Annotated in this window: 10 protein-coding genes; 2 read left to right on the plus strand and 8 right to left on the minus strand. The window is 44.8% G+C overall.

Going from position 1 to position 13293, the window contains the following annotated elements; translation table 11 throughout:
• Positions 1–238: 238 nt before the first annotated feature.
• Positions 239–2989 carry a M16 family metallopeptidase gene (locus tag R8N28_RS03825; RefSeq protein WP_065275530.1) on the plus strand — a complete coding sequence of 917 codons (2751 nt, stop codon included), beginning with the start codon at positions 239–241 and terminating at the stop codon, positions 2987–2989.
• A gap of 87 nt (positions 2990–3076) precedes the next feature.
• On the opposite strand, the gene R8N28_RS03830 is transcribed toward R8N28_RS03825, so the two are convergent.
• Together R8N28_RS03830 and R8N28_RS03835 are read right to left on the minus strand one after the other, a co-directional pair.
• Entirely contained in the window at positions 3077–3529 is a 453-nt protein-coding gene (locus tag R8N28_RS03830; RefSeq protein WP_080659230.1) for a bactofilin family protein, read from the minus strand.
• Positions 3433–4386 carry a M23 family metallopeptidase gene (locus R8N28_RS03835; RefSeq protein WP_005374721.1) on the minus strand — a complete coding sequence of 318 codons (954 nt, stop codon included), beginning with the start codon at positions 4384–4386 and terminating at the stop codon, positions 3433–3435. The genes R8N28_RS03830 and R8N28_RS03835 overlap by 97 nt, the downstream gene beginning before the upstream one ends.
• 427 nt (positions 4387–4813) lie before the next feature.
• Here R8N28_RS03835 and R8N28_RS03840 point away from each other — a divergent pair, with 427 nt between their 5' ends.
• A complete protein-coding gene (locus R8N28_RS03840) occupies positions 4814–6568 on the plus strand; it encodes a hypothetical protein (RefSeq protein ID WP_017634495.1) in 1755 nt (584 codons plus the stop codon).
• Between the two features lie 83 nt (positions 6569–6651).
• On the opposite strand, the gene R8N28_RS03845 is transcribed toward R8N28_RS03840, so the two are convergent.
• The 6 genes from R8N28_RS03845 to R8N28_RS03870 form a co-directional block, all read right to left on the minus strand.
• Entirely contained in the window at positions 6652–7296 is a 645-nt protein-coding gene (locus tag R8N28_RS03845; protein WP_114139543.1) for an START domain-containing protein, read from the minus strand.
• Between the two features lie 77 nt (positions 7297–7373).
• Complete coding sequence (locus tag R8N28_RS03850) at positions 7374–8558, minus strand: multidrug effflux MFS transporter (RefSeq protein ID WP_065275529.1); 1185 nt, start codon at positions 8556–8558, stop codon at positions 7374–7376.
• Positions 8555–9199 (minus strand): recombinase family protein, encoded by a 645-nt coding sequence (locus R8N28_RS03855; RefSeq protein ID WP_262635274.1) that lies wholly within the window; start codon positions 9197–9199, stop codon positions 8555–8557. Before R8N28_RS03855 ends, R8N28_RS03850 begins: the two co-directional genes overlap by 4 nt.
• 146 nt (positions 9200–9345) lie before the next feature.
• Positions 9346–10353 (minus strand): LacI family DNA-binding transcriptional regulator, encoded by a 1008-nt coding sequence (locus R8N28_RS03860; RefSeq protein WP_005374731.1) that lies wholly within the window; start codon positions 10351–10353, stop codon positions 9346–9348.
• Positions 10354–10569: 216 nt separating this feature from the next.
• Positions 10570–12303: a sodium:solute symporter family transporter gene (locus R8N28_RS03865; RefSeq protein WP_005383442.1), complete on the minus strand. Its 1734-nt coding sequence runs from the start codon at positions 12301–12303 to the stop codon at positions 10570–10572.
• Positions 12296–13291: an ester cyclase gene (locus R8N28_RS03870; protein ID WP_065275527.1), complete on the minus strand. Its 996-nt coding sequence runs from the start codon at positions 13289–13291 to the stop codon at positions 12296–12298. Before R8N28_RS03870 ends, R8N28_RS03865 begins: the two co-directional genes overlap by 8 nt.
• Positions 13292–13293 lie beyond the last annotated feature (2 nt).

The raw sequence follows: 13293 nt of genomic DNA on the forward strand, positions 1-13293 counted from the left end.
AAATAAATACTGACTCCATGTCGCGAATTTGAGTTTTACATCAAATAAGCAAAAGGATTTGGGACGATATTATTTATGTATTTGTAAAGTAAGGATTTGTCGATTTTTGTAAATGAGAATTCATTTCAATAAATGGTGATCTTTATCACATTTGCGTATTTGATAATCCATTAAAAATGTGAAGGTTATAGCACCGGATATATATTGATTAGCTTAATCATTGTTATGGGCAATCGTTATGCGCAGTATATTGTTAGTCCCCGCGTTATTAGTGTCAGGGTGTGCTCTGATACAACAGTCGACGCCGATTCAACCTGACGCCAACTGGCACGTGGACCAGTTATCGAACGGTATGAAATACCATCTTTATCCAACAGAAGACCAAGAAGTCTCGGTCCGTTTGGTGATGAATATCGGCTCATTCCAAGAAACATCCTCTCAAAAGGGTTACGCTCACTTTGTTGAGCATATGGCGTTTAATGGTAGTGAGCATTTTACCGGTAACGACGTTGTCAAACTTTTCGAGCAATCTGGTGGTAGCTTTGGCGCTGATATCAACGCTTTTACCAGTTATCAGCAAACGTCTTACCAACTTGACCTTGCGAATAATACGAAGCTAGAAGATGCCCTAAAGTGGATGAGAGATATCGGTAACGGGCTTGAGTTTGCTCCTGAGCAAGTAGAGAAAGAAAAAGGGGTGATTCTCGGGGAATGGCGACGTGCTAATCCGGATGATAAGTCCTTTTCTATGCATGCTTACCAAGCCTCGATTGAAGGCACTATGTATGGTGAGCATGACCCAATTGGTACTCGCGAAGCGATTCAAAATGCTTCCTCAAGTAAGTTAAAGGCGTTTTACGACAAATGGTACCAGCCACAAAATGCCGAGTTGATTGTGACTGGTAATATCGACGTAGATTCACTGTCCAAGATTATCAAAAGCAAGTTCTCGAACTGGGAAAGTACCTCGGATACGGTAATAGAGAAGCGCCGTGATATTCGAGTGAACAACGAAAACAGAATCTTGCCAAGTAACACGATGGAATCACCAAGTCTTCATTTAGTGATTGAACGTGGTCTAAGTGGCAGCGCGACGATTGAGCAACAACATGAAGTGTGGCGCGATGAAGTCGCAACACAACTCATTCAACAGCGTTTGATCCGTGTACTCAGTGATGCCGCTGAACCTTTTCAATACGCTTATGCAGAGCCCTATTACTCTAACTATCAGCGTATGATGTCGGCAGGGATTTCGTTTGCACCAGATCGCCGCGAACAAATGCACCAGACTTTCATTCGTACCTTGGCGTCGTTAAGAGATTATGGTGCGACTCAATCCGAGTTAGATAGCGTTATGTCAAATTGGCAAGGTGAACTTGCAAATATTGATTCAGATTGGAGTCAGCGCAAGCCAAACAGTTACGCAGAAGCACGTGTTTTTCAAATTGGACAAGACAGTGTCAGCCAATCAAAAGAGAATTACGCCCAGAGTTTGGCAGAATTCATCAACAACGAGAATTTAGAGAGCATTAACACACAATTGACGGCTTTATTATCTCAGCAGCCAAGCTTTTTTATTGGTTTGGGGAAAAGCGAAACGTCAGAGCAGTTCAACGGTGTATTTGCCGCTCTAAACAGTGCCTATCTTCAAACTGGCGAAAAACCGCTAGAGATGTATGACAAAGTGGATGGATTCTTAAAGCCTACCCAGGAAGGCAGCATCACGAGCATGCGTCAGGAAGCGGGTGGTTTTCAAGTCTATACGCTATCAAACGGTATCGAAGTGTGGTTCCAAAAAGATACTAAAGCGGGTGGTCGAGCGTATATTTACTATGCGAGCCAAGGTGGTAAAGCCGCTGTTGATCCGACGTTGTATGCCGCTTATGAAATCGCAGCAACAACGGCAATACGCAGTGGGTTAGGGGCATTTTCTGGTTCAGAGCTAGATAGCTACTTACGCAAAAACAACATTGCGCTTGGCGCGATGCTTGATGCGACCAGTCACGGAGCACAAATTACGGCGCCAAATACGCATCTAACCGATGCTTTGAATGGACTATACAACCTAGCGACGGAGATTAAAGTCGACGAGCGCCAGATGGCAGCAGCGAAGCAAGAGTTTAAACAGCAGAGCGGCGCTTTTTTTGAATCACCGATGGGAAAACTGATTCAAAAAGCAAACGGCAATTCTTATTTGCCGGGTAGTCGTCATCGTATAGTGTCCAGTGATGATGTTGAACAAGTGACTTCCGAGCAGATACTAGCGGTGCATGAGCAACTTTTCAAAACCAATGATGGTTTTAAGATGGTTATTGTTGCAAACGTAGAGCCGGAAGAAATTACACCACTTTTGCGTAAATATGTGGCCTCTATCGAAATGAAACCGAGTCGTTCGATTGATTATCACGTTGCGTTTAACCCGGAAGTGCCGGAGCGAACTGTGGTTGCGGATGGGCATGAACCTTCATCGTTGTATGTAATGCGTTTGACTAATACGAGCGATTACCAACGTACGGCAAGAGACACGGTTATCGAAGATATTTTGCAACGTATTAGTAATGCACGTGTTTTGGATATTGTGCGAGAAGAGTCTAGCCTTGATTACAGCCCGAGCATTTACACCATGACACAAGATCGCGAACCCATCTCTGATTGGCTCTTGGAGTCTCAAGTTGAGCCCGAAGACGTGGCACTTTTAGAGAGTAAACTAGGCAAAGTGTTTGATGGTTTAGCGTCAAATATTACCCAAAAAGAAGTGGATACGGCCGCGAAACAACTGGCAGTCGCGATGCAAGGATTGGATGACAACCCAGCACAGAGATCATGGGCATATACTCGTTATTTGGTGCATGATTACGGCGTCGATGTGTTACTTGACGTTGAGAAAGTGGCTAAAAGTGTGACGTTAGATGAAGTGAAAGCGCATGCAAAATCAGCTTTTGGTCCACAGGCAAAACGCTCGGTGATGGTTTTAAATCCGGCCGAATAATCACGTAGTTTCTGACGAAAATCGTGGCAATAGTAATAAAAAAGACGGCGTGAAAGCCGTCTTTTTAAGCACTTTAATCAGAGCGTTTTATGCTGATTTACGCGCAAGTCGCTTTTCATTGTTGGTGTTGTTTTCTTTTGTGTTCGCACTGTCTTGAGCCTTACCCTTTAACGTTACCACTTCCTTTTCAGGTAATTCGGCTGCTTCACCAAAGAATTTGCCACCAGGTTCAATGCTGAGGTTATTGCTCCAGATCCTACCGCTTACGCGTCCCTTGGCAAGCACTTGAATGTGTTCTGCGTGACAGTTTCCGTCCATCATGCCGTTAATGATCAGCTGTTTAGCGTAGATTTCACCGTTTACTCGCCCGCTTTCTGCGACAACGAGAGTGCCTTCCACGTTAATTTGACCATCGACGATGCCATCAATCTGGACATCGTTTTCTACTTTGAGTTCTCCGCTAAGAGAACAGCCTTTGGCGATGAGAGTTGAAGCTGCTGAGCTACTCGTTGTTCCACTGTTTTGATTAAAGATTCCCATCGTATTCTTCGCTCCTTAGTAAAAATGTCTTCGAAATCATTAAGGCTCCAATCGACAAATGGTTTCGGATTCAGTGCTCGCCCAACAAATCGCACCTCGTAATGCAGGTGAGGGCCAGAAGAGAGCCCACTGTTGCCGGAAATTGCAATCAGCTGCCCTTTTTTGACGAACTGACCACTTTTTACTTTGAACGCTTTCAAGTGCGAATAAGAACTCGAAAAACCGAAAGAATGTTGTAGCCTGAGGAAGTTACCAGAGCCTTTATTACTGCGGCGGGTAACTTCCACTACCCCATCGGCAGGGGCATAAATTTTGGTACCGATATTTACGGCAAAATCGAGCCCACGATGCATTTTGGCAACTTTTGTCACCGGATGGATACGCTTACCGAATCCGGAAGATAGCCGTACGTTGCCGACTGGAGAGCCACTTGGTATTTGGTTTAATAACACCATGCGAACGTTTGAGGTTATCGCCGCTGCATCGAGCCTAGCATCCAAGTTATTTGTCGAGGTATGTTCTCCAACCCCAAGCACTTTCTCTAATTCACCCAAACGTTCCGAAACAAGTTGTACCCGTTCTTCCCGTTCTGAAAGGTCATTTTCTAGCTCTGATTTAAGTGTTTTCAGTGTGCTGAGCTCTTCACCCATGGTGCGTGAATGCTCTGTCAATTCAGCTTGTTTTAACGCTGCATTATCAACGCGAGTGTACAAGTGATGAATTAAGATTACGGTCGCGGCCAGAGCAACAACAAAAAAAACGAAAAACGTTTTTATGTTGCGTTGCATCCTTTTACTGAAGTACCAATGTCTTGAGCCATTGATAGTTGATATAGAGATCGTCAACTGGTCTTTCATCGTCTTCTATTGCTCGTATTTGGTATACGTCTCGTCACTGAGTTAGTAGGAATGTAAGGAAAACGAGTAGGGACCGCCAGAGGCAAATTGGAAAGAAGTGTCAGGTCGTGAGGCGTTTTCAGATATTAGATAAAAGACTCAATAAAGATTTAATATTCTGCTGATTTTGGTCGTAATTACTCCAAATCGCTTCATTTAACTGAATATTATGATTTTTAAGGCGGTTATCCGAGAAATTGGATTGTGAATATTGCCAATAGCATCCGCACGCAATTCAACTTACTTCACGGTTTGCCTTATAAATGTTGGATAATTTATCAAACCGACATTCATTACATCGATAACTTGTTTATGATAGCGGTTGATATAAAGCACTATTCATTGGCTTTAAACCTAAGCGTTACATTTCGTTTAGGAACACATAACTATGACAACGGAGTTGGTCGTGAAAAAACTACTATTGGCTACAGCAGTGGTCGCAGCAGCAGGGGGCGCTGGCTACCTGTACCAAAACAATACTACCGCGAGTGATGCAGGCTCACTGTTAACGCAAGTTCCTGCAGATTCACTTATGGTGACGTATCAGACAGAACCTTTTAACCATTATAAATACATGAACGCATTCGGTACGGCGAATCAAGGCTCGATTGCAGAACTTTTTGCCGATGAACCACTGTCTCCACAACAGCAGTTTGCAGTTAACTTATTCGATGGATACCTAGAGAGTGCTGCGTCGCCAGAAACATTAAAAGCTTATTTGGGCACCGGGGAAAACATTAATCCTGTGTTGTACACAATTGGTATGGTACCGGTGTACAAAGTGGATATTGAAGACCCTGCCGCGTTATGGAAAACACTGGATCATGAAGAGCAGATGAGCGGCGCTAAGCATGAGTTGGTTAAGCTTGGTGAAGTCGAGTATCGTCGTTACGAGATGACTGATTCAATTGACCCGCAGGACGGTATTGGCTTGGTTGTAGCCGTGGTTGATAACGTGCTTACGTTAACGGTTGATGTTCCGCAACTGGGCGTTCAAAACCCGATTAAAATGGCATTAGGGCTTGAAGCACCAAGTCAAAATATTGCTGACAGTGGACGCCTTGAGGCGTTGCAAGCCAAATACGGTGAAAACAACAACTCTTTTGGTTACTTTGATCATCGCGAAGTGATTAAAGGTTTGACGACGAAAGATGGCAATATGTTTGCTCGTCAAATCAGCACGTTGGATGCAATAGATCCTGAACCAACGATTGAGGAAATGCGTTCACCAGCCTGCCATACTGAGCTTACTCAAGTTGCAGAAAACTGGCCTCAGTCCGTCGCGTTTGCAGAATACAAGATGAAAGGCGATCAGGCGTTCATTAAAGGTTCTTTTGTTGTTGAGTCCAACAATAAAGTGATTCTAGATGCGCTCAAGTCGATTCGTGGTGTATTGGCTGAGTCTAAAAGTGATAAGAGTTTCTTTAGTATGGCGCTTGGTTTAGACATTAATACTCTAGCGCCATCGATTGGTCAGATTTGGGCTGACTTGACCCAGCCTCAATATCAATGCTCTTTATTGACACAAATGCAGCAAGAGATGGGCGGCCAGAATCCAGCAGCCGCTGTAAGCATGGGGTCAGGCATGGTTAATGGCCTTAAAGGGTTAAGCCTGCAAATGTTTGATATCAAAGTAGATACTAATGCTCAGCATGGTGAAGTATTTAGCCAGCTAGATGGTATGTTGTCTCTTTCTGCCAATGATCCAATGATGCTTATTCAAACTGCGCAAATGTTCGTTCCTGAACTTGCTCAATTGCAAATTCAACCGGATAACCAACCTGTTAATGTCAGTGACCTATTAGAAATGCATACTGGCATGAAGGTGGACGTGTTTGCTCGTCTAAACGAAAACCATTTCACCCTTTACAGTGGTGATAGTGCTGCGGAAGCAAGCAAAGAAGTGATGGCGCAATCACTTTCTCCAAATGGCTTGTTCAGCTTTGATTTTGATTCAGAGCGTATTTTGGAAGTGTTAGAGAGTGCGTCGTCAATCACAGGGGAGCCGGTTCCGGATGATGTTGTCAAAAGCTTACAAGGCGAGCTTGTTGGTGGTATGACGATGGACGTGACAGACCAAGGTATTGGTTTTGAGTTTGATTACCGTGGTGCAACTAAACCTGTAACGGTTGCACAGCAGTAGCACATTGAGTAGAAAAGGCGGCGCAATGCCGCCTTTTGTTATTATTATGTACCGTATTAAAAAGCGAGTGGGAAGAACGACGCTTACTCATCTATTTGAGGATGAGAGTATTGCTGATATTCAGGTAACTCTTTTCTTAAGTTACTAAATGTCGCCCATGCACTTTCTTTTGAAAGTTTGTTGATCAGCCAGTTTGGCAATAGACCTCCGGGGTCAGCAAACGCCTTGTATTCCACGAGTGTTGTATCGTTTGTGAGTTTTTGTAACTCCCAAGTCGCATCAACCGAGCGAATTCGAACATAACCATTTTGTTCAGCAATATATGAGTCAGGTGCGCTTTTGATTTCTATCGTGAATCCCAGCTCATCGACCCAGTACTTTGAGTAGGTGACCATATCCCGATTTTTGGCAGGCCATGGTGCTTTAAACTGGGTGTAAACGATGTTCTCGGTGGCCGATATCTGATTTAAAACCCGGCTATGACTGGCATTGTCAATCCAGTTCGGGATATTGTCACTGTCTTCCAGTAGCGTTAAAAATGCACCATAGCTGGTGGGTGTGAACATCCGGGCACGGATCTCAACTAAACCGTCACTATGTTCTCGGGAGTAAATTGTGATTCCATTCTTGTCACTCTCGAACTGCCAGTTCTCGTTGGCGCTCGCATCAGTACCAGCGGATATCAATGTGGCGAGTGTTAAGGCGCCAATTATTAAATGCAACATCATGTTAGTATCCGCCAACTTTTCCTAAATTTAAGTTTATACGATTTGTTGTAACTATAAGGACAATAGTATGTTTTTTGTTATTGTTCTGAAGGTTGCTCTGCACTGAAGCCACGTTGAATGTTGGTGAAGGTAAGCGATGCAAATATTACGATAACGATCGCTAGATGCCATGCTTGACTCAATCCAAGCTGTACCAGAGTTAAGCTGACCAATGAGGAGACGACCATTTGTCCACCACCAGACATTGCCGCTGCGGCACCTGCTTGCTTTTTATAAGGTTGCATTACCATCGCTTGTGCACAAGGTAGGGCAATACCATTACCCAAGATCATTAATAGCTGTCCTAGCATCAGAAATAGAGGCTCAACAGGACAGAAAAATAGCCATATTGCGGCAGCGAGGTGAAGAAATGGGGTGCAGAGCAGCATTTTTTTATTGCCAATAATTGGCCTTACTCGGTTACAAATCGTGGTACCACATAACATACCCAAAGCGGGAATGAGCGCCCACATCGCGTATTGAGCGGAGGTCATACCAATTTGATCTTGCATGATAAATGGCATCACAGAGACTGTTGTAATCATTAAGCTGAAGTTTAACCAACTGATACTGGCGAAACTCATAAAGTAACGAGACGTAAGTAAGTTCTTGTATTGGAACAACATTTTTCGGGGTGACGGAATGACAGAACGTTTTGCGATGGTTTCTGTGAACTTAAAGGCGATGATTACCCAGGCCAGCGAGACATAGCCCAACAGAGAAATAAACACCATACTCCAACCGAAGTGGAAGTTGATAAAGCCGCCAATCACAGGTGCAATAAGTGGCGTGATTGAAGCCGCCATGGCGATGTAAGACATTGCCACTGGGAGTTCATCCCCGCTAAATCTATCTCGAGTCGACGCCCTCGCGAGTACCGCGCAGCATCCTGTACCTAACCCTTGTAAAAAGCGCCCCATCACCATCCCTGTATATGTGTCACTGAAGAAAATAATCATCAGCAGACCAGACATCGCGATGAGTAAACCGGTAAGTAATACTCTTTTTCGTCCTAAAGCATCTGACACTGGCCCGTAGATAAATTGAGAGGGGCCAAAGCCGAGCAAATAAATACTCACAAGTAGTTGAGCTTGGTCGAGGGAGATGGAAAAGTCTTTTGCTATCCATGGCAAAGAGGGCATGACTAGCCCCATGCTCAACTGGCCAACGCTAATAATAAGACAGGCGAGTAGTATAGTATGAAAGTTGATTGGGCGACTCATGACTGGTCTCCATTCAAACAACCTTTTTGGCGTCGTGATCTTAAGCCGCCTTCGTCATCCACTTCATTTAGCTTTGCTTTGACCCGCTTCACAGTCGATAGACTGACTTCGCATTTCTCTGCTACGTTTTGCAATGTGTAGCCTTCTAGCAGTAACGTTGCGATCTGTTGGTGTTTGGTTTTGTTTGCGGGGCGGCCGCGAAACTTCTGTTTCCATAATTCTGGCTGCTCTTTAATGGCCTGTCGCCCTTGCTCTGCGGCAAACAGGCGATGTTCAGTCTGCACTTTCCCATATCCAGATAACACTGTGAGTAGTGTTTGAGTTTGAACAGAACCTGGCTCAAAAGTTAGTGATTCACATACGGTTTTCAATGTTACCCCTTTATCGAGTAGCATTTTTATCGTGTTCAATGCTTGACTAAAGTCGCGACCAAATGCGGTCAGCCACCAGAGCACAATCGTATCCCCAGCTCTGACGGAATCGAACAGTTGTAAGAATGCCTCTCTCTCGGTTGGAGGCATGCAACCACGAACCTTATCCTCAAAATGCTGAGCTTCGGGCGCAAAAGCTTTTAGAGTATTAAGGTGCTCTTGGTAAGCTCGATTTTTTGGCGAATAACGAGTGTAAAAATACGTGGTCATAAGGATTATGAGCCTTTTTTTGTTTGGTTCATATAGTGTAATGGCTCATAAATATACATGGGTTCATTAATGCTTACAACACTAAATGAGCCGTTTGGGAGTCAGAGGCAAATAAAAAAGCCAACCGAATGGCTGGCTATAGCTATTTAAGCTTTTGTTGTCTGTCGCTCGATTAACTTCACTGGCACCATCATTTTTACTAGGCTGCCGTTTTTCGTATTAATTTGATCAACAATGATCTTCACGCACTCGCGAGCGAGGCGACGGAAATCCTGGCGGAATGTGGTTAGTTGATAGCTCAACCATTCAGTCTGAGGAATATTATCAAAGCCAATGACTTGTAAGTCCTGAGGAATGCTCAACCCGCATTCTATACGAGCGATATCCATGACCGCCATCGCAAGGTTATCGGTTGCACAGAACACTGCTTCAGGCCGATTTTTGTCTGCCAGTATGGCACGGACTTTATCAAGTGAGCTCGCGTAGTCATAGCTGGCTTCAATGATGCGTGGCGTCTTGCCGGTTAGGTCTTCAAATTCAGAGCAGAAGCCGCTTTGGCGTTCGTCATTCGTAAAGGTTGGCACTTCTCCCGTCAAATAAACCGCGTTCTTCACGCCACTTTTGTGCAGAAGTTGCGCGGCTTGTTGGCCTGCTTCGTAGTTGTCACTGATAACGTAGCTACTCCTAGTACCTTCAACAACTCGTGCGTATTGAACAATTGGGATATTAAACTCTTCACATTCTTCATAAAGGGACTTATTGAAGGTTGCGGAAGCAGCAATGACACCATCGACGCGATACTGGAAGATATTTGGGATTGAGTGGCCCTCTTCTTCATCCACTTGCCATGGAATCAATACGGCAGAATAACCTTTTTTCTGTAACTCACTGGAAATTAACTGCAGTGTTTTCATATGGATAGGGTAATCCGCATCAGGAAACACCAAACCTATCAATTTCGATTCGTTTGTGGTCAGGCTACGTGCAAAGGCGTTAGGGCGGTAGTTAAGGGCTTTAGCCGCTTCAAAGACTTTTTGCTTGGTCTTTTCGGATACTGAGCTACCCGGAACAAACACGCGCGATACAGTAGATTGAGAGACGCCTGCCATCTTTGCCACATCTTTTGATGTGACTACGTGTTTAATTGATTTCATGAATAAAACTTAGTTGCCAGTAATTGAGGTCATAAGACTAGCATAAATAGGTACGTATTCATAAATGTTCTAACGGGTATCCTAAGTAGAATAATGGCTTTGGAGTATTAAAAAGCAAAATGTGGGTTAACCCATTCGATTTGCTTTGAGCTAGCACTAGAGCTAGAGCGTAGATACTGTCCGTTTGTTGGACGTACAGTATCTACGTAAAGAACATTAATTTGCTTGTTTGACTGCAACTTTACGTTTCGGGGAGAGGAGTGAATACCCCATGTATCCGATGCAAGCGGTAGCGACAAGAATAGAGCAGCCACGCATAAAGTTAATCAGCATAGGAGCGTTGTCGGTAAACGCGTTGATCCCCCAAAGCATCACGAGAGAGAATACAAACATCACTAGTAAGCCATAACATGGAGCATCGATTTTGCCGGGAACGACATACCAACCATCTTCCTTGATTGGTTTATTTAGACGAGCATATTCCGCTTGCTGGCCTTTCACTGTGTAAAGATGCATTTCATCTTGTTTACCCGTCAGGAGAAGGCTAGCAATGTAAGCGACAACGGCATTCACAAGGACGCCAATCACGCAATACCAAGGCCACGCAATATCGGTCGCAACGGCTACATACCAGATCACCAAGAAGCTAGCAGCAACGCCAATTAACAAGCCTTTTTCCGTAATGTGTTTTGAGTAGAAACCAAGGACGAACATACAGAAGCTTGCACCGACAAAGTAAGAGCCTGCCTTACTCAGCACTTCCAGTACCGAGCCTGTGCTGGTGGCAAACATGATCGCTGGAATGATGACCAAAATTGCCCATGCAACTGTAAAGAAGCGCGATACCTTCAAGTAATGCTCTTCCGACTCGTTTTGCTTGTAGAAGCGTTTGTAAAAGTCAGCCACAGAAACGGTCGCCATTGAGTTAAATGCGGAATCGAGACTCGACATACTTGCCGCCAGAATCGCAGCGGCAATGATGCCCATCAAGCCTGGCATTCCATATTCACTCGCATAATGAAGAATGATGGTATTGCCGTTTTCAAACTCTTTACCGTCGTAATAAGCGTTGAACAGGACGCCAAGCAAGATAAAGACAAAGTAAATAAAGAAGGCCACGTAGCCCATCATCAACATTGCCTTTTTCGCATCGCCCATGTTTTTCGCGGCCATACAGCGTTGTACCATCATCTGGTTACCGCCATACACGGTGGTGTGGAACATCGTCATTGCGATAACGCCGGCCCATACCGTCGTTACTTGGCTTAGGTCAAAACTTGTTTGTAGGGCATCGGTCATTCCTTTCGCTTTGAGTTCTGCCATGACCTCCGTCATTGGAGCAGGCATGCCATTCCAAACGGCTTCAATGATGATGAATGCGCCAATAAATAAGATTACTGCTTGAATCACATCGGTCCAAATGACAGCCGCGATACCGCCCATTACGGTGTAGATAAGGGCAATTGCAGTGACGATCATGATGCAGTACATCACGTCGATACCAGTAATGAACTCTAAAATCATTGCTGTCGCGTAGAGTACGGCTGCCGAACTCAATGCTTGTTTGATAAGGAAGATAAACGACAAAGTCAGTCGTGAAGCCTTGCCGAAGCGTCGTTCTTGATACTCGTAGATAGAGGTTAAACCGTTGTTGTAGAAAAATGGCATAAATACAGCCACGATGAAGAAGATCACCAGCGGATAATTGAGGTGAATCGCGATAACCGACAGGCCTTCTTTGTAAGACCAAGCTGGCCCGCCAAGGAACGACATGGCACTCACGTAAGTACAAACGACAGAAATACCGATCGCCCACCAAGGGATGCTCTTATCACCCAAGGCGAATTGGCTAGCTGAAGTGACTCGCTTTCCAATTACCGCCCCCAGTACTAGCGTGAGGGCGATGTATCCCCCAAGGATGCTCCAGTTAAGTGCGCCAAACTCATGCATAATTAGGTCCTTCTAACTGTTCTTTCATTTGTGCAAACACGTCATAGCCAAGTTGCAGCAGGATATGAACGATGTCGATCGCCACCCAGTTTTCCTTCAGTAAATCGCCTTCGCGTCGCCAAATGTCCATAACGCGAAGTTCGATGTGTTTTCCTGTCGGGGCGAGACCGAGCCAGCCACTGTGACCAGTGTGAGTACCATGCATATGTGGCCAACCACCTGTGGATACGTAGTCATTTTTGGCCAAAAAATTGACCTCAATATCGACACTTCGATCTGGGAACGCAAACACAAATGGCGCTTGGTGGTGGTTACGGAAACCTTTGACACCGCGCGTCGTGCCAATACCTGCTGGGCCGTACCACATGAAGTCATTGTGCCAGTAGTTTTCTAAATCCATCGAGAAAAGATCTTTGCCATCAAAACGACCCAAGCAAGACAGCATATCTTCAACCAGCTGGGCGCTCTTTTCACTTTCTTTCAAAGACACAACAGATTGTTGAATACCGTTAGAAGTTGCAGGAGAAGGAACTAAGCCATCGTGACCTAAGCTTTTACGAAGAGGGTTGCAGCCTGCTTGATTCATCGCGTCGATGAAGTCTGGGATCATGTAAGATTCGGTGATTTGGTCGTTCTCCACACACACCATTTCGGTGTAACGCAAGTAGAGTGTTTTCCCTGTTGCTGGGATGCCAAACAGTGGTTGTTCAAATGTACCGATAAAGTAGCCGGTAGAGTTGTACCAAGTGCGGCCTTCGTATTCGCCGTGCATAACAATTATTGGTCGGCGCTCGGCGTCAGGCAAAGCATTAACAAGTGGTGAGAGGAAAGATTCGTGGGTTGCATCTGGGCCATTAAGATCGTTCACAGGGTGCGCCACGCACCATTTTACGTCAGGGTTCAAAGTTTGCAGAGCGGCCTGTTTTTGCTCGATGTCTGCGGCTTTGAAGTAGTTCTGGTAGAACTGTTCGATGATGTTGAGTGACATGT

This window comes from Vibrio sp. Vb1554 (assembly GCF_033344235.1).